The 24865-nt window shown below is 72.6% G+C and carries 21 protein-coding genes; 9 read left to right on the forward strand and 12 right to left on the reverse strand.

The features are described 5' to 3' along the window. Positions 1-68: 68 nt before the first annotated feature. On the forward strand, positions 69-1004 hold the full coding sequence (locus VT50_RS34365) for a TauD/TfdA dioxygenase family protein (protein WP_107424945.1): 936 nt from the start codon (positions 69-71) through the stop codon (positions 1002-1004). 188 nt (positions 1005-1192) lie between these two features. Then, positions 1193-3970, forward strand: a complete 2778-nt coding sequence (locus tag VT50_RS34370; RefSeq protein WP_046086331.1) for an AfsR/SARP family transcriptional regulator — start codon at positions 1193-1195, stop codon at positions 3968-3970. A gap of 98 nt (positions 3971-4068) precedes the next feature. On the opposite strand, the gene VT50_RS34375 is transcribed toward VT50_RS34370, so the two are convergent. The 3 genes from VT50_RS34375 to VT50_RS34385 form a co-directional block, all read right to left on the reverse strand. Then, positions 4069-4905 carry an SAM-dependent methyltransferase gene (locus VT50_RS34375; RefSeq protein WP_053048572.1) on the reverse strand — a complete coding sequence of 279 codons (837 nt, stop codon included), beginning with the start codon at positions 4903-4905 and terminating at the stop codon, positions 4069-4071. A 52-nt stretch (positions 4906-4957) separates the two neighbouring features. Next, positions 4958-5281 (reverse strand): hypothetical protein, encoded by a 324-nt coding sequence (locus VT50_RS34380; protein ID WP_046086330.1) that lies wholly within the window; start codon positions 5279-5281, stop codon positions 4958-4960. A 246-nt stretch (positions 5282-5527) separates the two neighbouring features. After that, complete coding sequence (locus VT50_RS34385) at positions 5528-6409, reverse strand: alpha/beta fold hydrolase (RefSeq protein ID WP_046086329.1); 882 nt, start codon at positions 6407-6409, stop codon at positions 5528-5530. A gap of 152 nt (positions 6410-6561) precedes the next feature. Between VT50_RS34385 and VT50_RS34390 the strand changes: the two genes are divergently transcribed. Next, positions 6562-7512 carry a sensor histidine kinase gene (locus VT50_RS34390; RefSeq protein WP_046086328.1) on the forward strand — a complete coding sequence of 317 codons (951 nt, stop codon included), beginning with the start codon at positions 6562-6564 and terminating at the stop codon, positions 7510-7512. Between the two features lie 210 nt (positions 7513-7722). Then, on the forward strand, positions 7723-9195 hold the full coding sequence (locus VT50_RS34395; protein ID WP_046086327.1) for a class II fumarate hydratase: 1473 nt from the start codon (positions 7723-7725) through the stop codon (positions 9193-9195). Between the two features lie 33 nt (positions 9196-9228). Here the strand turns inward: VT50_RS34395 and VT50_RS34400 are convergent, their stop codons facing one another. From VT50_RS34400 to VT50_RS34410, 3 genes are read right to left on the reverse strand one after another with little or no spacing between them, the layout of a single operon-like run. Continuing rightward, the gene (locus tag VT50_RS34400) at positions 9229-9996 is read right to left on the reverse strand and encodes a polysaccharide deacetylase family protein (protein ID WP_046086326.1); all 768 of its coding nucleotides are present in this window, start codon (positions 9994-9996) and stop codon (positions 9229-9231) included. Then, on the reverse strand, positions 9993-10949 hold the full coding sequence (locus tag VT50_RS34405) for a DMT family transporter (RefSeq protein WP_167396650.1): 957 nt from the start codon (positions 10947-10949) through the stop codon (positions 9993-9995). The genes VT50_RS34400 and VT50_RS34405 overlap by 4 nt, the downstream gene beginning before the upstream one ends. A 13-nt stretch (positions 10950-10962) precedes the next feature. Next, positions 10963-11781, reverse strand: coding sequence for an SDR family NAD(P)-dependent oxidoreductase (locus VT50_RS34410; protein ID WP_053048571.1), 819 nt, complete (start codon positions 11779-11781; stop codon positions 10963-10965). Between the two features lie 135 nt (positions 11782-11916). On the opposite strand from VT50_RS34410, the gene VT50_RS34415 reads away from it, so the two are divergent. Next, positions 11917-13044, forward strand: a complete 1128-nt coding sequence (locus VT50_RS34415; RefSeq protein ID WP_046086325.1) for an MGDG synthase family glycosyltransferase — start codon at positions 11917-11919, stop codon at positions 13042-13044. A 48-nt stretch (positions 13045-13092) separates the two neighbouring features. Here the strand turns inward: VT50_RS34415 and VT50_RS34420 are convergent, their stop codons facing one another. The 3 genes from VT50_RS34420 to VT50_RS34430 all read right to left on the reverse strand — a co-directional run bounded on the left by VT50_RS34420 (position 13093) and on the right by VT50_RS34430 (position 15898). After that, positions 13093-14121: an ABC transporter substrate-binding protein gene (locus VT50_RS34420; protein ID WP_046086324.1), complete on the reverse strand. Its 1029-nt coding sequence runs from the start codon at positions 14119-14121 to the stop codon at positions 13093-13095. A 90-nt stretch (positions 14122-14211) separates the two neighbouring features. Further along, positions 14212-15093, reverse strand: a complete 882-nt coding sequence (locus VT50_RS34425) for an ABC transporter permease (RefSeq protein WP_046086323.1) — start codon at positions 15091-15093, stop codon at positions 14212-14214. Continuing rightward, positions 15086-15898 carry an ABC transporter ATP-binding protein gene (locus tag VT50_RS34430; protein ID WP_046086322.1) on the reverse strand — a complete coding sequence of 271 codons (813 nt, stop codon included), beginning with the start codon at positions 15896-15898 and terminating at the stop codon, positions 15086-15088. Before VT50_RS34430 ends, VT50_RS34425 begins: the two co-directional genes overlap by 8 nt. Before the next feature lie 263 nt (positions 15899-16161). Between VT50_RS34430 and VT50_RS34435 the strand changes: the two genes are divergently transcribed. Both VT50_RS34435 and VT50_RS34440 read left to right on the forward strand, forming a co-directional pair. Further along, positions 16162-17847 (forward strand): sensor histidine kinase, encoded by a 1686-nt coding sequence (locus VT50_RS34435; protein ID WP_046086321.1) that lies wholly within the window; start codon positions 16162-16164, stop codon positions 17845-17847. Then, positions 17844-18536 carry a response regulator gene (locus VT50_RS34440; RefSeq protein WP_046086320.1) on the forward strand — a complete coding sequence of 231 codons (693 nt, stop codon included), beginning with the start codon at positions 17844-17846 and terminating at the stop codon, positions 18534-18536. The genes VT50_RS34435 and VT50_RS34440 overlap by 4 nt, the downstream gene beginning before the upstream one ends. Positions 18537-18545: 9 nt before the next feature. On the opposite strand, the gene VT50_RS34445 is transcribed toward VT50_RS34440, so the two are convergent. Beyond that, a complete protein-coding gene (locus VT50_RS34445; RefSeq protein WP_046086319.1) occupies positions 18546-19313 on the reverse strand; it encodes a hypothetical protein in 768 nt (255 codons plus the stop codon). A 306-nt stretch (positions 19314-19619) separates the two neighbouring features. Here VT50_RS34445 and VT50_RS34450 point away from each other — a divergent pair, with 306 nt between their 5' ends. Together VT50_RS34450 and VT50_RS34455 are read left to right on the forward strand one after the other, a co-directional pair. Further along, positions 19620-20597 (forward strand): D-2-hydroxyacid dehydrogenase family protein, encoded by a 978-nt coding sequence (locus VT50_RS34450; protein ID WP_046086318.1) that lies wholly within the window; start codon positions 19620-19622, stop codon positions 20595-20597. Positions 20598-20822: 225 nt separating this feature from the next. Continuing rightward, positions 20823-22928 (forward strand): ATP-binding protein, encoded by a 2106-nt coding sequence (locus tag VT50_RS34455; protein WP_240529419.1) that lies wholly within the window; start codon positions 20823-20825, stop codon positions 22926-22928. Positions 22929-22943: 15 nt separating this feature from the next. Here VT50_RS34455 and VT50_RS34460 read toward each other — a convergent pair whose 3' ends face one another. Beyond that, a complete protein-coding gene (locus tag VT50_RS34460; RefSeq protein WP_053048569.1) occupies positions 22944-23471 on the reverse strand; it encodes a hypothetical protein in 528 nt (175 codons plus the stop codon). Beyond that, complete coding sequence (locus VT50_RS34465; protein WP_046086317.1) at positions 23468-24718, reverse strand: hypothetical protein; 1251 nt, start codon at positions 24716-24718, stop codon at positions 23468-23470. The genes VT50_RS34460 and VT50_RS34465 overlap by 4 nt, the downstream gene beginning before the upstream one ends. Positions 24719-24865 lie beyond the last annotated feature (147 nt).

Below are 24865 nucleotides of genomic sequence, written 5' to 3' on the forward strand. Positions count from 1 at the left end.
CCGCGGCACGAGGGCACCTCCCCGCCCCCGCCTGCCCCTTTGTCCGCCGTCACGCATGAGGAGACGCCATGACCGTCGTCGACACCCCGCCCACGACCCTGCGCGAAGCCACCATCCCGCCGGACGGCATGTACGAGGGCGCGCGCGTGCTGCGGCGGCTGCCCGAGGGCTGGGAGGAGCGTCCGTACGAGCGGTTCGAGATCGTGCCGCTCGGACGCGTCATCGGCGCCGAGGTCCGCGGCCTGGACCTCTCCCGGCCGCTGGAGCCCGCGCTGCGCGAGGAGCTGAACCGCGCCCTGCTGGAGTGGAAGGTGATCTTCTTCCGCGGCCAGCACCTCACCTCGGAGCAGCAGCGCGAATTCGCCCGTAACTGGGGCGAGTTGGAGACCAATCCGCTGCTCGCCGCCGGTTCCAGCGAGGACGTGGTCCGCTTCGACAAGGCGTCCGGCACCACCCCGACCTTCGAGAACGTCTGGCACACCGACGTCACCTTCCGCACCCGGCCCGCGCTCGGCGCCGTGCTCCAGCTGCGCGAGGTGCCGCCGGTGGGAGGGGACACCATGTGGGCGGACATGGCGGCGGCGTACGACAACCTCCCGGCGGAGGTGAAGGAGCGCATCGACGGCGCCACCGCGGTCCATGACGTCATCCCCGGCTTCGTCCGCTTCTACGGGCCGGAGCGACTGGCCCCGTTCCAGGAGATGTTCCCGCCGGTGGAGCACCCGGTGGTGCGCACCCATCCGGAGACCGGCCGGCGGATGCTGTTCGTCAACACCTCCTTCACCACCCGGATCACCGGGCTGGAGCGGGAGGAGAGCGACCGGCTGCTGAGCTTCCTGTGCCGGCAGGCGCACGTCCCGGAGTACCAGGTGCGCTTCCACTGGCAGCCGGGCGACATCGCCTTCTGGGACAACCGCGCCACCCAGCACTACGCGGTCAACGACTACGCCCCGCATCCCAGGGTCGCCGAACGCGTCGCCATCGAGGGCGACCGGCCGTTCTGACCCCGGCCGCTCCGCGAGGGCCCCCGCTGCCTCCGCGACCGCCCCGCTGCGGCGATTTTCGGCCATCCGAGCAAGCCCGCACCCGGCACGGGCCTGTTCCCGGCGGGTGAAACGATGCACGGCCGTGGCCACATCGGAGGTATAACCGTTGCGGAGTGGTCAGTTGACGAGCCGATGGAAGGGGACGGGTGCGATACCGGGTCCTGGGGGCGCTCGAGCTGCGCACCGGCGAGGGGTGGGTCTCGCTGGGGCCGGCCAAGTGGCGGACGCTGCTCGCGGTGCTGCTGTGCCACGCCAACCAGACCGTCTCCACCGAGCGTCTCCTGGACGAGCTCTGGGGCGAGGACGGGGCGCCCCAGAGCGCCACCAAGCTGCTGCAGACCTATGTCTCCCGGCTCCGCCAGACCCTGGGCGACGAGGCCGGGCAGACCCTGATCACCGAGAAGCAGGGCTACAAGGCGCAGGGCTACCGACTGTCGGTGGAGGCCGCCGAGTTCGACGCCCACCGCTTTGAGCAGCTGGTCGAGGAGGGGCGGCGGGCACTCGACCGGGAGACGCCCGAGACCGCGGCGGAGCGGCTGCGCGAGGCGCTGGCGATGTGGCGCGGCGCCCCGTTCGCCGATGTGCCCCTGACCCCGGCGGTGACGGCGGAGGCCACCCGGCTCCAGGAGTGCCGGCTACAGGCCGTGGACGCCCGGATCGACGCAGACCTGCGGTGCGGGCGCCATACGGCCGTCCTGGGCGAGCTGGAGGCGCTGACCGCCGAGCATCCGTTCCGCGAGGAGCTGCGTGGCCGGTTGATGCTGGCGCTGTACCGGTCCGGCCGGCAGGCCGACGCCCTGGCCGCCTACCGCGAGCTGCACCGGCTGCTGAGCGACGAGCTCGGGGTCGAGCCGACCCCGCCGCTGCGCGACCTCCACGAGCGGATGCTGAACGCCGACGCCTCCCTGATTGCCGCGCCCGCCCCGGCGGCGGACCGGTCCGGCCCGGCCGCCGCTGCCCGCAAGGCCCCCCGGGGGCCCCGTCAACTGCCGCCCGCCAGCCCCGCGTTCACCGGGCGCCACGGCGAGGTCGCGGTGCTCCAGGCGCTGATGGACGCGGCTGGGGACCCGGAGGCGGGCGAGGGCGGCCGGTCGGTGGTGCTCGCGGCCATCGACGGCACCGGCGGGGTCGGCAAGTCGACCCTGGCCATTCACGCCGCGCACCAGCTCGCCGACCGCTTCCCCGACGGCCAGCTCTATGTGGATCTGTACGGGGCGACCGCCGGGCAGTCGGCCCTGGACCCGGGTGAGGTGCTCGGCCGGTTTCTGCGCGCCCTGGGCGTGGACGGCTCCAACGTGCCGAGCGACACCGACGAGGCGTCCGCGCAGTTCCGTTCGCTGGTGGCGGGCCGGAAGCTGCTGGTGATCCTCGACAACGCCGCCAGTGTGGACCAGGTGCGGCCGCTGATCCCGGCCGGGCCGGGCTGCGCCGCGATGGTCACCAGCCGCGAGATGCTGACCACCCTGGAGGGCGCCACCCATCTGCATCTGGACGTGCTCCCGCAGGACCAGGCGGTGGCGCTGCTGGAGCGGGTCGTGGGCGCGGAGCGGGTGCGGGCCGAGCCAGCCGAGGCGGAGGAGATCACCCGGCTGTGCGGCTGGCTGCCGCTGGCGCTGCGGATCGCCGGTGCCCGGCTGGCCGCCCGCCCCGCGTGGCCGCTGCGCACCCTCGTCACCAAGCTGACCGACGCCCGGGGCCGGCTGGACGAGCTGCGCTTCGGCGATCTGGCCGTCCGCGTCAGCTTCCAGGTGAGCTACGAGGGCTTCCGGCTGGGCCGCCGCTCCGACGATCTGGACGCGGTCCGCGCCTTCCGGCTGCTCAGCGTGGTGCAGGGGCACGACATGAGCCTGCCGGTGGCCGCCGCGCTGCTTGACCTGCCCGCCGACCGCACCGAGAACGCGCTGGAGCGGCTGGTCGACGCCCAGCTCCTGGAGAGCCGGGACTCGGTCCGCTACCACATGCACGATCTGCTGCGGCTGTTCGCCTCGGAGCAGGCGGAGCAGGAGGAGACCGGGGCGGAGCGCTCGGCGGCCCTGGAGCGGGCCCAGTCCTGCTACGCGGCCACCGCCCAGCAGGCGGTCACCCTGCTCGACCCGCTCCGGCCCTGGCCCCGGCACCCGGCCGACGGCCCGGCGGTGCCGCTGAGCGGCCGGGACGAGGCGGAGGGCTGGCTGAAGGACGAGCTGCCCAATCTGCTGGCCGCCGTCGCCCAGGCGGCCGAGCCCGCGCAGCCCGAGGCGATCGCGCGCCTGGGGCTGCGGCTGGCGCGGGCGCTCCAGTGGTTCCTCTTCCCCCGGGCCCACGCCCAGGATCTCCAGACGATCAACGAGCTGGCCCTCGAGACCGCCCGCCGCCTGGGCGACCCGGAGAGCGAGGCATGGGCGCTGGACGGCCTCTCCGCCGCGTACTGGCTGCAGCACAGCTATGACGAGGTACGGGCCGCCCTGGAGTCGGCGCTGGAGATCTGGCGCGAACTTAACCAGCGGGAGGGCGAGTTGCGCACCGCGTGCAACCTCGCGGACGCGCTGTGCGAACTGGGCCTGTACGAGGAGGCCATCACGGTGCAGGAGCGGCAGCTGGCCCTGGCCCGGGAGGCCGGGGACCTGCCGGCCGAGGTGGTCGGCCTGGGCAACCTCGGCCGGGCCCACCGGGGCCTGGGCCGCCCCGAGGACGCCCTGACCTGTTTCAAGGAGAGCCTGGAGTACGCCCGCCGTACGGGCAACATCCACCATGAGGGCTTCGCCCTCTATGAAATCGGGATCACCTATATGGAACAGGGGAGGTTCCCCGAGGGCCGGGCCCATATGGATCAGGCCCTGCCGGTGTGGAAGCGCCCGGGTACGTACGAGAGTTGGCGCGGGCACACCTGGAGCGGGCTCTTCCCCGCCTGTATGACCCTGCAGATCGGCCCCGGCCCCCGCTGAGGCGGGGGCCGGGGCGGCGCCGGACCCCGGGGGGGCAGGGTCCGGGACGGACGTCGCGCGTAGGGGTGTCGCGGACGTCACGCGCAGGGGCGGCGGGGCTACGGCTTGCGGGCCACCCCGCCGTAGGCCCACACCCGGCTCGGGTCGGACTCGGCGCCGATGCCCGGGCGCCACGAGGGCAGTTGCACCAGGCCCGGGGCGAGCAGGTCGAGCCCGGCGAAGAACTCCATGATCTCGGCGTGCTCGCGGGCGACCAGGGACACCGGGTCCCCGAAGCTGATGACCCCCCAGTCCCGGTCGGCGTCGGGAGCGATGAAGTCACCGGTGGCGTGGGAGAGGACCAGACAGCTGCCCGGCGCGGCCCAGTCCATGAGGCGGCGGACGATGCCGACGGGGTTCTCCGGGTCCTCGATGTAGTCGAGGACGAAGTTCAGCAGGATCGCGACCGGCTGTGCGGGGTCGAGCAGCCGCCGCAGCTCCTCATGGCCCAGGAGGTCCCCGGGCGAGCGGATGTCGGTCTTGACCATCGTGGTGCCGGAGACGGAGAGCCGGGCCTGGCCGTGGCTCGCCACGATGGGGTCGTTGTCGGCGTAGACCACCCGGGCCCGGGGATTCACCGCCTGGGCGATTTCATGCACATTCGGGGTCGTCGGCAATCCCGCGCCGATATCCAGGAATTGGCTGATGCCATTGGCGGCGAGATGACGGACGGCCCGGTGCAGAAATCTCCGATTGGAGAGCGCGGTATCGCGGACTTCCGGTGCGACACCGAGAAATCGCTGAGCCTGCTCATAATCGGCGAGGTAATTGTCCTTGCCGCCGACGAGATAGTTGTAGACCCTGGCCGGGTTCGCCTCGCTGACCGCAAGACGTCCGTGGTCGGCCGGCCGCCACTCCCTCGTCCTGAGCCCGATGCCGGGTCCGCTGCTCTTCATCGTGATTCCCTTACCACTAGCACTGCCTCGCCTCACCGCCGACGGTTCCGGATCACTGCGGGTGCGGAGCCTCGCCCGGACGCCACGTGACCGTCTCCCTCGGCCCCGGTTCGGCCCAGGCGACCGGATCCCGCGCCCACAGGTGGAAGGGCAGGTCGACATCCGCTGACACCCGGCTGAGCTGGCCCCAGGAGTACGCCCCGGAGTGGGCCGCGGTGGCCTGGAGCGCCGCTTCGAGGCAGGCACGGGCGGTGCGTTCGGCCCGGCAGGTGCCGCTCGGGCCGGACCCCTCCACCCCGCCGCAGAGCTGAAAGGTGCTCCAGGCGTAGAGGGGTTCGTCCTCGACATGAGGCTGGTGCTGCTGGTCGACGTTCACAGGCCCTCTCCAGACGCGTCCCTACCGGGCGGCTGTAGCGATGCGTCCAGCATGGAAGAGGGCGGATCAGCGGCGGTATATCGGCGGTAAAGCGACGGCCGCGGCGGCTCGACCGGGGTCCGCCCCGGTCGGGGTCCCGCCGCGGCCGCGTCGCCTTCCGCGCTGGAAAGGGCCCTGGTCACACGCCAGATGACGCCATGGCGTGGGCCCAGGGCCGTCCGGTCACCCGGTCACCCGGTCACTCGCTCATTCGGCGAGCCAGGTCAGGACCTCCCGGTTGATCCGCTCGGGCCGCTCCAGGTGGAGGAAGTGCCCGGTGTCGTCGACCAGTTCCATCCGCGACCCCGCGGGCAGGTGGTCCACGGCCCCCTGGACGACATCGGCGCCGATGCAGCCGTCGTCGGCGCCGTGCAGATAGAGGGTGGGGACCTCCCCGGTCCCGGTGACGGCCTCCTGCTCGGCCGCGTACGCCGCCACATGGCGCGTCGGGTCGAACAGCGCCCGGTAGTAGCCGATCGCGGCGGCGAGGTGGTCCGGGTCCCGCAGGCTCTCCTTGACGTGTGCGATGTCCTCGGCGGCGTCCTTGTACCCGGGCGACCAGTCGCGCCACAGTCCGTCGATCAGGGCCATGTCGTGCGCCGCCGCCCCGGCCTCGGCCAGCGGCGTCTGGAACAGGAAGATGTAGAAGGAGCGCTTGAACTGGCCGTAGTCATAGTTGAAGAAGTCGGCCAGCACCCCGCCCAGCGGGGGCACCGCCATCGTGACCGCGCGCCGCCAGCGCTCGGGGGCGCTGCCGGTGGCGCCGTACGCGGCGATGGCGCCCCAGTCGTGGCCGATGAGCACGGCGTCGCCGTCGCCGCCGAACGCCTCGTGGAGCGCGTTGGCGTCCGCGGCGATCGCACCCGCCTGGTAAGCGCCGTCGGCGGGTATGCCACTGGGCGCGTAGCCCCTCATGAAGGGCGCCACGGCGTGGTAGCCCGCGTCCGCGAGCGCGGGGAGCAGATGACGCCAGGAGTGCGCGGAGTCCGGGAAGCCGTGCAAGCAGAGCGCCAATGGGGCGTCGGCCGGGCCCGCTTCAAAATACCCGAAATCAAGTCCATTTGCGTTGATGTACTTCAGCTCTGTCACGCCCGAGGATGCTAATGCACCGTCAGGACGCCGTCCATGTATGGCCGGAACGGGCTGCGCACCGGGCCAGGGTAGTGGCAGACTGCGCTATACCGTCCGGAAATTCGATGACGCACCGCGTGTTTTCGCCGGCCGAGCCCATGGGAGGCCCGATGACCAGCCCGAGCAGCCCCGTCGCGGACCACCGCGATGCGATGATGCACCGCGGTTTCCTCTACCGCGACGAGGAGGAAGTGGTCGACATCTGCGTCCCGTTCCTCCGCGAGGGCCTGGAGGCGGACGACGCCGTGGCCGTCGTCGCGGCCAGCTCCAACATCGACGCGCTGCGGGACGCGCTCGGGCAGGACGCCAAGGCGGTGCAGTTCGAGGAGGCGCTCAGCTGGTACCAGCACCCGGTCAAGACCATCGCCGCCTATGACTCCTTCGTGAAGGCCGAGAAGCCGCGCCGGGTCCGGGTGATCGCCGAACCGGTGTGGCAGGGCCGCACCCCGCTCGAGGTGGTGGAGTGGGCGCGCTACGAGTCGATCGTCAACGCGGCCTTCGCCCACTCCGGCGCCCGCGCCATCTGCTGCTACGACCGCCGTCTGCTGCACCCCGAGATCCTCGCCTACGCGCGCCAGACCCACCCCGAGATCATCGACGGTCACGGTCCGGAGAAGAGCGACGCCTACACCGACCCCGGCCCGTTCAGCGCCACCTGCGACCGGCGCCCCCTGCCGTCCGCCCCGCGCACCGCCGAGTCCGTGTCGATCGTCTCGACGGACCTGGACGCCGTGCGCACCTTCGTGGCCGAGCGGGCGAGCCGGCACGGCATGGGCCATGAGGCGCTGCGCAACATGGTCGCGGCCGTGAGCGAGGTGTCCACCACCGCGATCGGGCACGGCGGGACCCCGGCGCGGCTGAGCACCTGGGTCCACGACGGCGATCTGGTCTGCGAGATCTCCGGGCCCGGCCACTGGTACCCGGACGCGCTGTGGGGCTTCACCCCGCCCGCCGACGACGAGCCCGGATTCGGGCTGTGGGGCGTCCGCATGCTCTGCGACGTGGTGCAGATGCAGGCCGACGCGGACGGCACCGTCATCCGGCTGCGCTCCCGGATCTGACGCCCCTGAGGGCTTTACCTGACGGCCGGGCCGGGTCGCGACACGACGCGGGCCGGAGCCGACTCCCACCTGAAGCCCGTATCGGCCCGAGACGGGCCGCCCCGGCCGGATGCGGCCGGGGCGGTGCGGGGCGACACTGGCGGGGAGGGCAACAGCCGTGATGCGGAGTGTGCGTATGGATGGGCTGCCATCCGTCTGGGAGAGCACGCGATGAACGCGCCCCACCGGCGCCGGGGCTCCCGGGGCACCCCGAGGGTGCGGCGGGACCTGCCCACCCGCATCGACGCCACCGGCACCCGGCGGGAGACGGACGCGCTGGGGACCGTGGAGGTCCCGGCCGACCGGTACTGGGGCGCCCAGACCCAGCGGGCCCTGGTCCACTTCGCCATCGGCGACGACCGCATGCCCAAGGCGGTCTACCACGCGTACGGCTATGTGAAGAAGGCCGCCGCACTGGTCAACGGCCGGGAGGGGCGGCTCGCGGGATGGCAGGCGGACCTGATCGCGCATGTGGCCGACGAGGTGGTCTCGGGCGCGCTGGACGACCACTTCCCGCTGTATGTGTGGCAGGCGGGCTCCGGCACCCAGACCAATATGAACGTCAACGAGGTCATCAGCAATCGCGCGATCCAGCTGGTCGGCGGCGTGGTGGGCAGCAAGGAGCCGGTGCACCCCAACGACCACGTCAATCTGGGCCAGTCCTCCAATGACACCTTCCCCACGGCCATGCACATCGCCGCGGTGCGCGTCCTGCACGATCCACTGCTGCCGCAGGTCAGCCTGCTCCAGGAGGCCATCGCCGCCAAGTCCCGTACCTGGTACGACATCGTCAAGACCGGCCGCACCCATCTGCGGGACGCGGTCCCCCTCTCCGTGGGGCAGGAGTGGTCCGGCTATGCCGCCCAGCTCTCCGACGCGCTGGAGCGGCTGCGGGCCACGCTGCCGGATCTGTACCAGCTCGCCATCGGTGGCACGGCGGTCGGCACCGGGCTGGGCGCCCCCGAGGGGTTCGGACCGGCGGTGGCGCGGGAGATCGCCGCGGCGACCGGCCATCCGTTCAAGGTGGCGTCCAACCCCTTCGCGGCGCAGAGCGGTGTGGACGCGGTGGTGGCCGCCTCCGCCGGGCTGCGGGGCCTCGCCATCCCCCTGATGAAGATCGCCGACGATATCCGCTGGCTCGCCTCCGGCCCGCACGGCGGGATCGGGGAGCTGACGCTGCCCGCGAACGAGCCCGGCAGCTCCAGCATGCCCGGCAAGGTCAACCCGACGCAGTGCGAGGCCATGATGATGGTGTGCACCCAGGTGCTCTCCGACGACGCCGCCGTGGCACACGCGGGCACCCGGGGGAACTTCCAGCTCAACGCGGCCCGGCCGCTGGCCATCAGCGACTTCCTGCACTCCGCGCGCATCCTCGCCGACGCCTGCGAGAAGCTGCGGGCGTACTGCGTCGAGGGCATCGAGCTGAACCGCGAGCGGATCGACGAGCATCTGGCCCGCTCGCTGATGCTGGTCACTGCGCTGTCCCCGCGGATCGGCCACGACAAGGCCGCCGAGATCGCCCGCAAGGCCGCCGCCGAGGGAACGACCCTGCGCGAGGCGGCCATCGCCAGCGGCCACATCGGCGCCGAGGACTTCGACCGGATCGTGGACCCCCGGAAGATGGCCCGACTGCGCGACGGCTGAGCTCATCGGGGCGCATCTCCGCGGCGGCTGAGCTCAACGCCGTATCGCGCGCTCGGCCACCCGTCGCACCGGTCGCCGCATCCCGTGCTCGGCCAGCGGCCCCACCTCCAGACCCGCGGCCCGGCACTCCGCCACCACGATGGGCAGCGCGGCCAGCGTGGCGCGCCAGCAGCCCGTGGCCGCGGCGCGGTCGGTGTCGTGCAGCAGTACGGTGCCCCCGCCGCGCAGATCGCGCCGTACGGCGGCGGCCACCGTCGCCGGGGTGGCGTCCTCGGTCCAGTCGCGCCCCCAGGCCGACCAGAGGACCGGGGTGAGCCCGGCCCGCGCCGCCGCCAGCCAGCGGCCACCGGTGAGAATGCCGTACGGCGGCCGGTACCACCGCGGCACCGCGCCGGTGGCCAGCCGGATCGCACGGGCGGCCCGGGCCACCTCATGGGCGTCCCGGGACACCGTCGGCAGCCAGGGGCGGCTGTGGGTCCAGCCGTGGACGGCGAGCTCATGGCCCCGGCGGACGATCTCCAGCGTGGTGTGCGGGAAGCGCTCCACGCCGTCCCCCAGGACGAAGAAGGTGGCCCGGACGCCCAGTTCGTCCAGCACCTGGAGGAAGCGCGGGGTGGTGCGTGGATCGGGTCCGTCGTCGAAGGTGAGCGCCACGTGGTCGCGCCGTCCGCGGCCCGCCAGGGCGGGGAACAGGGCGCGCCGGGGGCCGGGCAGCCAGGTACCGGCGGGCGCGAGGTGTGCGGCAGCCGCGAGCAGCGCGGCGTTGCGGACCAGGACACCGGAGCGGTGGCGCACGCTCATGGTGTTCCCTCGCCGTGGCCGGGGCCGCCGCGCCCTTCGGGGAGCGGTGTCCCGGTGTTCCGCGGTGTTTCGGGTACGGCCTGGTCCCAGCCGCCGGACATGGCGGGCGAGCGGGTCAGGCCCACGATGCCGGCCGCCATCAGCAGGATCCCGGCCACTTCGGGCACGATGCGCAGCCCCAGTTCGATGCGCTCGCCGAACAGCACCCAGCCCAGCGCGATGCTGACCAGGGCGTCGCCGAGGGTGAGCGCGGGCTGCGAGGCGGCCAGGGTGCCCGCCCGCAGGGTGCTCTGCAGCAGCAGGAAGCTCAGCAGCCCCACGGCACACACCGCGTACAGCGGCCAGCCGGTGAACACCGCCACCACGCCGCCGGGGAACCGCCCGGTCAGCTCCTTGATCAGCGCCGCCGTACAGGCGAAGCAGGCGGCGGTGGCGCAGCCCAGGGCGACGGCTCGCGGGGCCCCGCGCAGCAGCCGGGCCACCGCGATCAGGGCGCCCGCGGCGAGGGCCACCACCACGCCCACGGGCATCCAGCGGCCGTTGCGCGCCGCGGGCGAGCCGCTGGAGGGGTCGGCCGCCACCAGGAAGAGCGCGAGCCCGGCGGCGAGCATCACGAACGACAGCCAGGTCCGGCCGTCCGGGCGGTGGCGGAACACCAGACTGCCCACCACCAGGGTGAACAGCAGCTCGCTGACCAGCAGCGGCTGGACGACGGAGAGCCGCCCGACCGCCAGCGCGCCCACCTGCGCCACCGCGGACACCACCATCGCGGCGAGACCGGCCAGCCAGAACGGGCGGCGCAGCAGCCGCGCCAGCCGCAGCAGGTTCCGCAGCGGCCCGCCGTCGCCACGCTCCTCCCGGACCTGGTCCATCGCGGCCCGCCGCTGCAGTACCGAGGCCGCGCCGTTGCCCAGGGCGGACAGCAGGGCCAGCACGACGGTCAGGGCGTTCACCGGGGGTCACCCGTCACCCGAAGCGGGTGGCCAACCGGTGGTAGAACCGGGGAGCCAGGGCCCGGACCACCGCCGGCAGCCGCAGCCAGGCCGGTACGTACACCTCGTCCCGCCCGCGCTCGACGGCGTCCCAGACCGCGTCGGCGATCCGCTCGGGCGGCAGCGGGCGGGGCAGCCGCCGGGTGTACGGGGCGCCGCGCCGGGCGAAGAACGGGGTGTCCACCACGCCGGGGACCACATGGGTGACACGTACCCCGGCCCGGCTCAGCTCGTGGCGCAGGGCGTCGGCGAAGACGCCGAGCGCGGCCTTGGCCGCGGAGTACACCGCCTCGCCGCGCACTCCGACGGTCCCGGCCACCGAGCCGATCAGCACGATGTGTCCGCGCTGCTCGGCCTCCATCCGGGGGACGACCATGCGGACCAGGCGCATCGCGGCGAGCAGATCCACCCGGACCACCTGGTCGATGGCGGCGGGCGGCATGGTGGAGAAGGGGCCGGCCCAGCCCACACCCGCCCCCGCGACCAGCAGATCCACCCGCCCGGCGGCACGGAGGGCGTCTTGGACCAGCGCCTCGGGCCCCTCCGGCGCGGCCAGGTCGACGGGGAGCGCGAGGGCCGATGTCCTGGCGGCCACCTGGTCGAGCCGTTCCCGGTGGCGGCCGCTGACCAGCAGCCGCCATCCGCCCTCGGCCGCGATCCGGTCGGCGATGGCGGCTCCGATGCCGGAGGAGGCGCCGGTCACCAGCGCGACCCGCGTCCCGGTGTCGGCCGGATGCCCGGTGTCCCGCGCCTGACCGCGATCCAGGGGTGTGTCCGGGAGGGGGCGGATCATGGCATCTCCCTGTCTCGCCGCCGGCCGGCCGCTGGTCCTGGGTCCCCGGCCGTCGGGCGCGCGGTTTGACGGCATGCGGAGCGGATACCTCCAGTGAGCCATGAGGAGCCGCGCCTCGCACCATCGGAGGTGGTCATGCACCCGCTGTCGGGACGCTTTCTCGTTGTCAGCGCCGGGATGGGGGCCGGACATGACGCGGTCGCCGCCGAGCTGGTCCGCAGGCTGGAGGACCGGGGGCAGGGGGCCGACCGGGTGGATGTGCTGGAGTTGTTGCCGCACCGGATCGGGGCGGGGCTGCGTTCGTTCTACCGGACGGCCGTCCGCCGCGCCCCGGTGCTCTACGAGGGCATCTACCGGGCGTTCTTCCGCCCCGGCAGGGGCCCCCGGCCGGGCAGCGCCCCGCTGGCCGCGCTCGCCGAGGACCGGCTGCTGGAACTGGTGGAGCGGCAGCGGCCGGACGCCGTCGTCCCGGTGTTCCACCTGGCCGCGCAGCTGACCGGCAGGCTGCGGGCGCGCGGGGCCCTTAGGGTGCCCAGCGCGGTGGTGGTGACCGATTTCGCGGTGCACCGCCAGTGGCTGCACCCGGGCAACGATCTGCACCTGTGTGTCACCCCGGACGCCGCGGACACCGTGCGCCGGGCGCTGGGCCGCCCGGCGGTGGCCACCGGACCGGTGGTGGCGGCGCGCTTCTCCGGCCCGGCGCCGGGCGCCGCGCGGTGGCGGCGGCGCTTGGACGCGCTCGGGCCCGGGAGGCCGCCGGTGCTGCTGTCCGTGGGGGCGTGGGGCGCGGGCACCCGCGTGGCGGAGACCGCGCGGCTGGTGTCCGGGGCGGGCTATCTGCCGGTGGTGCTGTGCGGGCGGGACGAACGGCTGCGCGCGAAGCTGTCGCGCCACCCGGAGGTGGCGGCCCTCGGCTGGGAGCCTGACATGCCGGGTCTGCTGGCCACCGTACGGGCCATGGTGGACAACGCGGCCGGTCAGACCGCGCTGGAGGCGCTGGCCACCGGGGTGCCCGTGATCGGCTACCGCCCCATCCCCGGCCATGGCCGCGAGGGGGTCCGGCGGATGGCGGCACTGGGGCTCTCGGACCACGCGCGGGACTCATGGGAGCTGGTGCGGCTGCTCGACGCGCTCACCGGGCCCTCCGCGTGGCGGGAGCGCCGTACCGCGGCGGGCCGACGGCTGTTCGCCGAGGACGCCGCCGCCCGGCTGACCGACGCGGTCGCCCCGGCGGCGGGTCCTCGATGCGCGCCCGGGAGCTAAGGGCGTGTTTCGAAAGTCCCGCCTGCTCCGCGGCGCCTGGCACGCGCGCTAGCCCGCCTTCTTGACGAACTCGGTGGTGTAGGTCTTCTTCAGGTCCACCGTGGCGTTCTTCAGATTGGGGTTGAACGCCTTGAGGACGCGCTCGACGGTGGCCGGGCCGTCCGCCGGCATCACCCCGTCCTTGGTGAACATCGGCAGGGTGCTCTTGATGGACTCCGCGTAGAGCTTCGCGCCGCCCTGTGCGTAGTCGCCCGGCATCTTGGCGGCGATGTCCTCGGCCGAGTGGGTGGACATCCACTTGAGGGTCTTCACGAAGGCGTTGGCCAGCTTCTGCACGGTGTCCTTGTGGCCGTTCACCCAGTCGGCGTTCATGTACAGCGAGGAGGAGGGGTACAGACCGCCGAGCGCCTGCTTGGAGCCCTCCGGTGTGCGCATGTCGATCAGGACCTTGCCGATCTTCTGCTCCACGATCTGGGCGACCGTCGGATCGGTGGTCATACCGCCCTGGATGGAGCCCTGCTTGAGGGCCGAGATGAAGGTCTGGCCCGCGCCGACCGCCACCGGGGTGAACTCGCTGGTCTGTACGCCGTTGTCGACCGCGAGGTACTTGGTCAGGAAGTCCGTGGAGGAGCCCAGACCGGTGACACCGAGCTTCTTGCCCTTGAAGTCCTTGGGCGACTTCAGCTCGCCCGCCGCCTTGTTGGAGACCACCTCGACCTCGCCGGGCGCCTGGGCGAGCTGCACCACGGATTCCACCTGCTTGCCCTTGACCTGCAGATCGAGGGTGTGGTCGTAGAAGCCGACGACGCCCTGGACATCGCCCGCCACCAGCGAGGTGGTGGCCTGCACCCCGGCGGGCTCGGTGAGCAGCTGGACCTTCAGGCCCTCCGCCTTGAAGTAGCCGAGCCGCTGGGTGAGCATCGCGGGCATGTAGATGACCTTGTCCAGACCACCCACCATGATCTTGACCTTGCCGTCCTCGCCGCCGGAGGCGCTGGAGCCGCCGCAGGCGGTGAGGGTGGTCAGAGCGAGCGCCGCGGCGACGGCGGCCGCGGAGAACTTGGCACTTCTGCGCATGGGGTCACGTCCTTGTGAGCGGTGATGCGTGGTGATGAGCGTGGAGGAGGGGCCGGGGCTCAGCGGAGCCGGAACGAGGGAGGGCGGGGCTCAGCGGTCCTCGCCGGGCTGGGGCGGCTTCCAGCGGAAGAGCCGCTTCTCCAGGAAGGTCAGCAGCCCCTCGGCGAGCAGGGCCACCACGGCGAGGATCACCATGGCGGCGTACACACCGGCGGCGTTGAAGGTGCCCTGCGAGGAGGACACCAGCAGGCCGAGCCCCTTGGTGGCGCCGATGTATTCGCCGACGATGGCGCCGATGAGGGCGAAGCCGAAGCTGACGTGGAGGCTGGTGAAGATCCATGAGGTGGCGGAGGGGATCACCACCTGGAGGGTGACCTGGCGGTTGCTCGCACCGAGGATCCGCGAGTTGGCCACCAGGTTGCGGTCGACCTCCCGGGCGCCCTGGAAGGCGTTGAAGAAGACCGGGAAGAAGACCAGGACCACGGCCGAGGCCACCTTCGAGGCCGGGCCGAGGCCGAACCAGATGAGGAAGATGGGCGCGAGCACGATCCGCGGCAGCGCGTTGAGCACCTTGATGTACGGGCCGAGCACATCGGCGAGGAAGGCGATCCGGCCGAACGCGATCCCCAGGACCACACCGGCCACGACGCCGATGCCCCAGCCCAGGAGCGCCTCGTAGAGGGTGTACCAGATCTGCTCCCACAGCGAGCCCTGTGCGGTGCCGTGCAGCGCCCACTGCTTCAGCTGCTCCCAGATCTTCGAGGGCATCGAGAAGTTGAAGGGGTCGATGACGGAGGTGCGGGCCAGCCATTCCCACAGCCCGATGACGCCGAGGAGCACCAGGGCGCGGGTGCTCTGGACGAGGATGGCGCGGTTGCGCGCGGCGCGGGCCCGGGCTCTGGAGCGGTCCGTGCCGGGGGTCTTGCTCTTGCCGAGGGCGGGGGCGGCCGTGGCGGGGGTGGCCTCAGGCATCGACGGCACCCCTCTCGCGGGTGATGCGGACCTCTTCGCCGAGCGAGGACCAGATCTCCCGGTAGATCTCCACGAACCGCGGCTCCAGCCGTACCGACTCCACCTTGCGGGGCCGGGGCAGATCGATCTCGAAGACCTCCTTGACGGTGGCCGGTCCGGCCGTCATCACCACGACCTTGTCGGCCAGGGCGATGGACTCCTCCAGGTCGTGGGTGACGAAGACGACGCACGCGCCGGTCCCCGCCCACAGCTCCAGGAGTTCGTCCGACATCAGCGCCCGGGTCTGGACGTCGAGCGCCGAGAACGGCTCGTCCATCAGCAGGATCTCGGGGTCGTTGACGAAGGTGGAGGCGAGCGCCACGCGCTTGCGCTGGCCGCCCGAGAGCTGGTGCGGATAGCGGTCCTCGAAGGAGGAGAGGCCAACCCGGGCCAGCCACTCACGGGCCCGTTCCTTCGCCTCCGCCTTGGGCACCCCGCGGAAGCGCGGACCGGCCATCACGTTCGACAGCACGCTGCGCCAGGGGAACACCGCGTCCTGCTGGAAGACGAACCCGACGTTGGAGGCGATGCCGCGCACCGGCTCACCGGCCACCAGCACATCGCCCTCAGTGGGCTCGTCCAACCCGCTGACCAGCGTCAGTGTCGTGGACTTGCCGCAGCCGGTGGGCCCGACGACGGCGACGAACTCCCCGTGCCCGACGGTCAGGTCGAGATCCCTGACCGCGGTGTGGAGGGCTCCGGACGGGGTCCGGAACGCCTTGCTCGTTCCCCGCAGCTCGATGGCGGGGCTGGTGTGGCTGCTCATGGCCCGGAGGTTAGGAGTGACCCGGGCCACAGCGGGAGTCTTGTGAGCACAACGCGCCCTTGCGCTCACAAACCGCGTTCTGCTCGTTTTGCTCGCGCCCGCGCAACGAAAACGCCACGGAGACTGGGCATACGCCCCGGGCCCCTTTACGGTGCCTTCACAGCACCGTAAACGGACGAAGTACTACCGCTCGCGTACGGGACCACACGGGACCTCAGGACGGGGCCGCTCGGGACCTCGAGACGGGAGACAGGGGGCCCATCATGCGCATCCGCTGGCCCCGGCGCGTCTCAGGCCAGGTACTCGCCGCACAGCTGTCCATCACCGCCGGGGTGATGGTGCTGGCGACCGCGCTGTTCCTGGCCCCGCTCAGCTCCGAGATCGACAGCCGGGCGATGCACGAGGCGCTGGCCATCGCCCAGACCACCGCGGCCGATCCGGACATCGCCCGGGACCTCGCCGCCACGAAGCCCACCCCGTCGGGCCCGGTGCAGCGGGCGGCGGAGCGGATCCGCCGGTCCACCGGGGCGCTGTACATCGTGGTGCTGGACTCCCGCGGGGTGCGCTGGTCACACACCACCACCGCCCGGATCGGCGAACACGTCTCCACCGATCCGGGCGAGGCGCTCTCCGGCCGGGAGGTCCTGCAGATCGACGTGGGGACGCTCGGCCGCTCGGCCCGCGCCAAGGTACCGCTGCGGGCCGGGGACGGCCGGATCATCGGGGCGGTGTCGGTGGGCATCGGCTACGGCAGCGTGCGCGCCCAACTGCTGGCGGCCGTGCCCCGGCTGCTGCTGTACGCCGGGGTGGCGCTCGCCGTGGGTGTCCTCGCGGCGTTCGCCGTCTCGCGCCGGCTGCGCCGCCGTACCCACGGTGTGGCGTTCGCGGACATCTCGGCGCTGCTCGACGAGCGGGAGGCGATGCTGCACGGCATCCGCGAAGGGGTGGTGGCCTTCGACCGGCGGGGCCGGATCCGCCTGGTCAACGACGAGGCCGGACGGCTGCTGGGGATCCACCCGGACGCCACCGGACGCACCCTGGAGGAGTCACTGCCCCCGGGCCGTACCACCGATGTACTGGCGGGCCGGGTGGACGGGGCGGATCTGCTGACCGTCAGCGGTGGCCGGGTGCTGGTGGCCAACCGCATGCCCACCAAGGACGGCGGGGCGGTGGCGACGCTTCGGGACCGCACCGAGCTGGAGTTGCTGGGCCGCGAACTGGACAGCACCCGAGGGCTGCTGGACGCGCTGCGCGCCCAGGACCACGAACACGCCAACCGGCTGCACACCCTGCTGGGGCTGCTGGAGCTCGGACTGCGCGAGCGGGCGGCGCAGTTCGTGGCCGAGCTGACCAACGCCCGGCGCGCCTCGGCCGAGCAGATCTCCGAACGGGTGCACGATCCGATGCTGTCGGCGCTGCTGGTCGGCAAGTCGGCCATCGTGGCCGAGCGCGGGGTCGCCCTGCGCATCTCCCCCGCAACCCTGCTGCCCGGGCGGGTGGTCGATCCGCGCGATCTGGTGACCGTGCTCGGCAACCTCATCGACAACGCGCTGGACGCGGTGGCCGCACACCCCTCGCCCACCCCGTTCATCGAGGTCGAGCTGAGGGCCGAGGGCACCACCGCCGTGCTGCGGGTGAGCGACACCGGTCCGGGGGTGCCACCGGGGATGCGCGAACAGATCTTCACCGAGGGCTGGTCGACCAAACGGCCCGCCCCTCCAGGCTTCCCGGACGGCCCCGATGCCCACGAGGGGTCCGCCGCGGTGACGCCGCGCGGCCGGGGCATCGGACTGGCCCTGGTACGACGGCTGGCCGAGCGGTACGGAGGGATGGCCCGGGTCACCGCCCGGGCGGGTGGCGGGGCGGTGTTCACCGTCGTCCTGCCCGAGGCCCTCACCGGGGACGACACACCCACTCATGAGTTCACCGCAGCAGGAGAGTCACGATGATCGACGTTCTTGTCGTGGACGACGACTTCCATGTCGCCGAGATCAACGCCGCGTATGTGGCCCAGGTGCCCGGCTACCGGGTCACCGCCCGCGCCCACACCGCCGCCCAGGCCCTCGCGACCCTCGAACGCACCCCGGTCGACCTCGTGCTGCTCGACCACTACCTGCCGGACGAGACCGGGCTGACCCTGGTGCGGCGGATGCGCCAGCTCGGCCACCACGCCGACGTCATCATGGTGACGGCGGCGTGTGATGTGGCCACCGTGCAGGACGCCATGCGCCATGGCGCACTCCAGTACCTGGTCAAGCCATTCAGCTTCGCCGGGCTGCGGGCCAAGCTGGACGGCTACGCGGCACTGCGCCGCACCCTCGAGGGCGTCGGCGGGCGCGGCGAGACCGGCCAGGAGAGGGTGGACCGGATCTTCGGCGCCTTCGCGGCCGCCGACACCTCCGGTCCCGCCCTCCCCAAGGGCCACTCCGCGCCCACCGTCGACCTCATACGCCGGGTCCTCGACCAGGCCGACCATCCGCTCTCCGCCCATGAAGTGGCGGAGCGCACCGGCATCAGCCGCTCCACGGCCCAGCGCTATCTGAAGTACCTCGAGCATGCGGGCCGGATCAGCCTCACGCTCAAGTACGGGGACACCGGACGTCCCGAACACCGCTACACATGGGTGGCGGTGAACTGACGGCACCCCTCAGCTGGTGGCCGTGGCCTCGTACAGGCCACGGCCGGAGCGCTGGGCCCGGTTCGAGGAGCGCAGCCGCTCGAGGGTGTTGCGCACCGAGTTCACATTGGTGCGGGACTCCTCGCGGCCCAGGGCCTCGTTGACCTCGGAGGCCCGCATGGGGCGGCCGGCCTTGCGCAGCGCGCCCAGCACTCCCTCGGAGAGCCCGGTGGAGCGCTCGGAGCCGGTGGCCGTCTCCTTGGTGGCCTTCTCCGGCTTCTCCGCCGCCTTGGCGGACTTGGCGGTCTTGGCCGTGGCCTTGGTGGCCTTCACCGTGGCCTTGGCGGACTTGGGAGCCTTCGCCGCGGCCTTCGTGGCGGTCTTCTTGGCGGCGGTCTTCTTGGCCGCCGCCTTGGTGCCCCGCCCGGTGGCCGGGGCCTTGCCCGCCTTGCCGCCACCGCGCTGACGGCCGATGGCCGCCTTGCGGGTGGTGGCGGAGGCGCGGCCGGTGGTGGCCGTGTCCCCGGTGGACTCCGCCCCGGCGACCGAGGCCGTGGCCCCGGTGGCCGGTTCTGCCACGGGCTCCGCCACCGGGGCTCCGTTGCCGCCCTGCTCGGGCGCCGTGGCGGTGGAGAGTGACTGCAGGCTGCTCAGGGCGGTGCTAACCGCCTCCAGCCGCTTGGTGACGGCCTCCAAATCACCCTTGAGTGCCTCCTGTTGCTTCTGCAGCTGAGGGAGTTCGGCCTCCAGCACCTCGATGGTGGAACCGACACTGCTGTCCGCGCTCAACGCGTTCACTTCACTTCGTCCCCTTTCTGGGCGTCTGCGCCCATCGCAGCAGCGATTATGCCTGCTGTCAGTGGTGTGCGGTGCCCTGTGTGCCACTACGCAAAACAACCACACATGTCTCAGCACCCCATGAGAGGCCAAGTTTCGGTGAAAAAACACGTCTGTGTCACGGTGCCCGCGCGGCCGATGTCATCCGGAAGGGTGGCGCCGCAAACGCGGTGACGACGTGTCAGGCCCCCGTTTCCGGGGTGCCATCACATGGGTGGTAGAAACACCGTACCTGTCCGAGGAAACCGAGGTAGCCGAGGTAGACCCATGAAGTTGCGCTGCGCCGTGCTCGACGACTACCAGGACGTGGCGCTGTCGGCGGCCGACTGGTCGGGGGTGCTCGACGCGGTGGACGTGGTGCCGGTCCATGAGCACATCGCCGGTGAGGACGCGGTGGCCGAGGCGGTCGGGGACTGCGAGATCGTGGTCATCATGCGGGAGCGCACTCCCTTCCCCGCATCGCTGTTTCCCCGGCTGCCACGGCTGAAGCTGCTGGTCACCACGGGGATGCGCAATGCGTCGGTGGACCTGGAGGCGGCCGCCCGCCACGGCGTCACGGTGTGCGGCACGGGCAGCGGCTCGCAATCGACCGCCGAGCTCACCTGGGCGCTGATCCTGGGGCTCGCCCGCCATGTGGTGCCGGAGAGCACGGCGCTGCGGGACGGCGGACCCTGGCAGCGCACCATCGGCACCGATCTGCACGGCAGCCGCCTGGGGTTGCTGGGCCTCGGCAGGATCGGCACCCAGGTGGCGCGGGTCGGCCGCGCCTTCGGCATGGAGGTGGCCGCCTGGAGCGAGAACCTGACGGCCGAGCGCGCGGCGGCCGAGGGGGTCCGGGCGGCGGGCTCCAAGGAGGAGTTGCTGGAGACCAGTGACATCGTCTCGGTGCACCTGGTGCTCGGCGACCGCACCCGGGGGCTGCTGGGCGCGCCGGAGCTGAGCCGGATGCGTCCCACGGCGCTCCTGGTGAACACCTCCCGCGCCGCCATCGTGGACCAGTCCGCGCTCGCGCGGGCACTGCGGGACGGCTGGATCGCGGGGGCGGCCGCCGATGTGTTCGAGCGGGAGCCGCTGCCGCCCGGCGATCCCTTCCGTACGCTGCCGAATCTGCTGGCCACCCCGCATCTCGGCTATGTCACCCGGGGCAACTACGAGCTCTTCTACCGGGATGTGGTGGAGGACATCCGCGGCTATCTGGCAGGGGACCCGCCCCGCCGCCTGACCCCGCCCGAACCGACCGGCTGACCAACCGGAGCGGCATCCTCCCGTTCCTCACCGCCCCTCTCGTCGTTGTATGACGCGAATCGTTCGTTTGAAGAGGGCAGAACGGCCGCAGGAGACAGGTATCCAAGTGGCCGGGATCGGGGGCGTGTGCTGAATGGGGACGGGGAAACTCAGGGTGGCGGACCGGATGGGACGCGGCGTGGCGCCACGGGTCCGGTGGGGGTCCGCAATGAGCTCAGCGGGTCCGTGTCGGGCCCGAGCGTGCAGGCCGGGACGGTGTACGGGGGCATTCACCTCGGTTCCCCGCGGGACGCGCGCACACCGTGGCAGCTTCCTCCTGCGGTCCGGCTGACCGACCGGGTCCGGGAGCTGGCGGCGCTGGACGGTTGCCGCGACCTGGCCGCGCGTCATGGGTATCCGGCGCTCGCCACGGTCAGCGGCCTGGGCGGGGTCGGCAAGACGGTGCTGGCGCTGTCCTGGTTACGGAGGCTGCGGGCGGACTTTCCGGATGGCCAGCTGTACGCCGATCTCGGGGCCCGGTCCCCGGGCGGTGTGCCCGCGGACCCCGGGGAGGTGCTGGCCCGCTTTCTCCGGGCGCTGGGGGTGCCGCCCCGGCAGATACCGCCGGCCACGGACGAACGCACCGGGCTGTACCGGTCGATGACCGCCGACCGACAGCTGGTAGTGCTGCTGGACGACGCCGCAAGCGCCGCCCAGGCCCGGCTCCTGCTGCCGGGCGGGGCGAACGTGGCGGTGGTGACCAGCCGCACCCGGCTGCCCGGGCTGTCGGTCGACGGCTGCTACCCGCTCCACCTCGAACCGCTGGACACGGACGCGGCGGTGGAGCTGCTGGCCATCACCCTCGCCGACGACCGGGTGCGGGGCCAGCTGGACGACGCCCGCGCCCTGGTGGAGCTGTGCGCCGGGCTGCCGCTCGCGGTGCGGGTGGCGGGTGCCCGGCTCGCGGCCCGGCCCCGGCGGCCGATCACCACGATGGTGCGGGCGCTGACCGATGAACACGAACGGCTGGAGGCGCTGGCCATCGAAGGCGACCGCGGTGTACGGGCCGCTCTTGATCTGTCGTACGACGGGCTGCCGCCGGACGCGGCCCGGCTCTACCGGCTGGTGGCACTGCACCCGGGCCCGGACATCACCTGCGAGGTGGCGGCCGCGGCGCTGGGCACGGCCGGTGATGGGCTCGATGAGGCGGCGCGGCTTCTCGATGTGCTGCACGACGCCCATCTGCTCACCGACGCCGGGGAGGAGCGCTCCCGGTTCCACGACCTGGTGCGGTTGCACGCGCTGGCGAAGGCCGAGGCGGTCGACATGGAACCGGTGCGCGAGGCCGCCGTTCGCCGTGTCTACGACCACTATCTGGCCAGCGCCACACGGGCCGAGGAGATCCTGGACCCGCATCACCGCTCGCTTCCGCGGGGCTACGGGCCCGGCCCGGCGGTCGTCAAGGACTTCGCCGAGGACGGTGGCGACCCGGGCGACGCCGCCCTGACCTGGCTGGAGCGGGAACTGCTCAATCTGATGGCAGTGCTGAGGGACGCCCGGCGGACCGGTCACGCCACGGTCACCTGGCAGCTGGCGGACGCCATGTGGTCGCTGTTCATGCGGCGCAAGCACTACGAGGAGTGGCGAGCGGCGCATGCGGAAGGGGCCGAGGCGGCCCGGGAGTTGGGCGATACGGCCGCGGAGTGCCGCATGCTCACCTCGGGCGCCATGGGCGAGCTCGACACCGGGCGCCATGACCGCGCCCTGGAGATGTTCGAGCGGGCGGACCGGCTCTTCGAGCACGAGGGCGACGCACTCGGCCACGCACGGACCCTGAACTACCGTGGGCTGGCGCTTCAGGGGCTGGGGCGCCTGAACGAGGCGGCGGAGCTGTTCGCGCGCGCGGCCGAGGAGTTGCCGCGCTGCGGGGACGCACGCGCCGGCGGTCTGGCCCGGTTCAATCTGGCCGAGGTGGCGCTCGCCGAGCGCCGTTTCGAGGCGGGCAGCACGGACGCCGAGGCCGCGCGCCGTACCCTCCAGCGGGCCGACGACCCGTACAACGCCGCACGCGCGGCGCGGCTGCTGGGCCGCCTCCAGCTGGGGCTCGGGCGCCTGGACGGAGCCGAGGAGTGGCTGGGTGAGGCGCTGACCGGGTTGCGCGGTGTTTCCGACTTCGAGACGGCCCGTACGCTGGAGGCACTGGCCGAACTGGCCGAGCGCCGGGGCCTGATGGAATCGGCCCACGACCACTACCGGGAGGCGCTGGCGCTGTACGAAACGCTGGGGCTGCCCGCGATGGTCGCGACCGTACGGGCCCGTCTGGGCGGGGGTGACAACGGCTCGGGGGAGTGAGACGGGCCCGCGGGATCACTGATCAGGACGGATCAGCACGGTGGGTGCCCCGGACGGCTCACCGACCGGGAGAACACATGCCGAGGCGGAGGTCAGCGCCTGCGGCGACAGCCCGGCCACCAGCCAGGTGTGGACCAGGGAGGCCCACAGCGGCCACGGCAGGTCTTCCCGCGGTGCGGTGGCCTCGCCGCTGGCGGCCCGTTTGCGCATGCGCAGCGCCCTTCCCGGGCCCGCGCCGAGCCGCACCCAGCAGTCCGGCCCCGTGAAAGCCGCCACGACCAGCGCGCCCGGGTGGTGGCGGGCCAGTGCGCTCGCCTGGTGCGGGCCGCCGGGAGTCACCAACACATCGGCCGCCATCCGCCATGGTCGCGGTGCGCCGCCACCGGTCCGAAGGTGGCGGTCCACGACCGGGGACGCCGTACCCGCGCGGAACACCGTGACATGGGCGACCACCACCGCGACCACGGCCCCGTCGTCGCTGTCCACGGCGGCCAGCGAACCGGGATGGGTCCGGCTGTCCGGTGTGAGCAGTACGGCCGTCATGCCGCAGCACTTCCCTGGCCGCCGGGGTCCAGGGCGTAGGACAGCCGTGCGGGTTCGGTGAGGGGGCGGGCGGTGGGTGCCCGTAGTCCCAGCTTCCGGTAGAGCAGGGCGCGCATATTGCGGGCGAAGCGTCCCGGTTCGGAGGTGATCCGCGCGGCCACCCGTGCGTAACGCTCGGGCCGATGGCCGGCGTAACCGCTCTCCAGCTGTGCCCTCAGTGAACGTCCGCGGTTCAGCCCGGGGGCGAAGGACGCCAGTTCGGCCATGGGCGAGTCCGGGGAGACATCCGCCGGGGAGAAGCACCCCATCACGACGGGGGCACCGGTGGCCGCGCCGTAAAGCGCCATGGAGCCGTGGTCCGCCACCACGAAGTCGGCGGCCACCAGTGGCCCCAGTTCATCGGCGTGCTGGCCGACCACCATCAGGCCCCGGCGGCGCAGACCGGCCAGCCACGCCTGGATCTGCCATTCGCCGTGGGCGTTCCACGCGTTGGGGTGGAACATCGCCACGATCCGGAACTCCTCCGGTGGCAATTCGGTGACCAGCCGCTCCAGCACCTCCGGCGCCTGTCCGAGCAGCGACCGCGGCCCCCAGGTGGAGGACACCACGACGAGCCGGTGCCCGGGGCCGGTCCGCAGTGCGGCCCGGTAGAGGGCACGTGCGGGCAGACTGGCCAGGATGCGGTCGTAGGAGGGATCCCCCACGACCGACGCGGCAGGCACCGCCTCCGGGCACTGCCGCCGCAACCGGGCCAGATCCTCGGTGTGTGCGAGGACGATGGTGTCCGGGACCACCGCGCCGTCGCGGACGAGCCACTGCCGGTTGAGTCCGTAGACCTCACGGCCCCGGACCACGCGTCCGCGCCGCCCGCCGGGGACGAACTTGTTGTGGCCGGCCCCGTGTGGCAGCACGATCACCGGTGCGTGCAGCTCATGCATGCCACCGTGGGCAGCCGCGATGGCCAGGTCGAACTCGACCTCCACGGCCTGGTGCCACGGCAGCACCAGGGCACTGAGGCCGTCCAGGAACTCCGCCACTCCATGGCCGAACACATCGGGCGCCACGGTGAACACCACCTGCACTCGGAGATCGTCTTCGAACAGGCGCACCGCCTCGAGCAGCCGTTTGCCGGAGGTCACCGTGTGCACCACGGCCAGAATCCTCTTGTGCACCGGGCGGGTCGCCCAGCGCTCCACATCCAGCCGGATGGGCACATGACGCCCGGGGGCGTCCACCGTCACACTCATCGAACTCCTCCTGAAGTCCCCGTCGTGCGGGCGCGGGCCAGTCCGCGCACCGCCTCGGTGCGGAGATGCCCGGTCCCTTGGACGGACGGCTTGCGGAATCCTTGCAATCGCCGGGGAGGCGACGGCCGGGCGCGGTATCAGAGTGGT

The sequence above is a fragment of the Streptomyces antioxidans genome, from assembly GCF_000968685.2.
In the GTDB taxonomy this organism is placed as follows: Bacteria; Actinomycetota; Actinomycetes; order Streptomycetales; family Streptomycetaceae; genus Streptomyces; species Streptomyces antioxidans.

Bases quoted from the DNA above. Each gene is read 5' to 3' on its own strand.
- VT50_RS34365 (WP_107424945.1), top strand. From the start codon at position 69: ATGACCGTCGTCGACACCCCGCCCACGACCCTGCGCGAAGCCACCATC.
- VT50_RS34375 (WP_053048572.1), bottom strand. From the start codon at position 4,905: ATGAAGAGCAGCGGACCCGGCATCGGGCTCAGGACGAGGGAGTGGCGG.
- VT50_RS34390 (WP_046086328.1), top strand. From the start codon at position 6,562: ATGACCAGCCCGAGCAGCCCCGTCGCGGACCACCGCGATGCGATGATG.
- VT50_RS34395 (WP_046086327.1), top strand. From the start codon at position 7,723: ATGAACGCGCCCCACCGGCGCCGGGGCTCCCGGGGCACCCCGAGGGTG.
- VT50_RS34400 (WP_046086326.1), bottom strand. From the start codon at position 9,996: ATGAGCGTGCGCCACCGCTCCGGTGTCCTGGTCCGCAACGCCGCGCTG.
- VT50_RS34410 (WP_053048571.1), bottom strand. From the start codon at position 11,781: ATGATCCGCCCCCTCCCGGACACACCCCTGGATCGCGGTCAGGCGCGG.
- VT50_RS34415 (WP_046086325.1), top strand. From the start codon at position 11,917: ATGCACCCGCTGTCGGGACGCTTTCTCGTTGTCAGCGCCGGGATGGGG.
- VT50_RS34420 (WP_046086324.1), bottom strand. From the start codon at position 14,121: ATGCGCAGAAGTGCCAAGTTCTCCGCGGCCGCCGTCGCCGCGGCGCTC.
- VT50_RS34425 (WP_046086323.1), bottom strand. From the start codon at position 15,093: ATGCCTGAGGCCACCCCCGCCACGGCCGCCCCCGCCCTCGGCAAGAGC.
- VT50_RS34430 (WP_046086322.1), bottom strand. From the start codon at position 15,898: ATGAGCAGCCACACCAGCCCCGCCATCGAGCTGCGGGGAACGAGCAAG.
- VT50_RS34435 (WP_046086321.1), top strand. From the start codon at position 16,162: ATGCGCATCCGCTGGCCCCGGCGCGTCTCAGGCCAGGTACTCGCCGCA.
- VT50_RS34440 (WP_046086320.1), top strand. From the start codon at position 17,844: ATGATCGACGTTCTTGTCGTGGACGACGACTTCCATGTCGCCGAGATC.
- VT50_RS34450 (WP_046086318.1), top strand. From the start codon at position 19,620: ATGAAGTTGCGCTGCGCCGTGCTCGACGACTACCAGGACGTGGCGCTG.
- VT50_RS34460 (WP_053048569.1), bottom strand. From the start codon at position 23,471: ATGACGGCCGTACTGCTCACACCGGACAGCCGGACCCATCCCGGTTCG.
- VT50_RS34465 (WP_046086317.1), bottom strand. From the start codon at position 24,718: ATGAGTGTGACGGTGGACGCCCCCGGGCGTCATGTGCCCATCCGGCTG.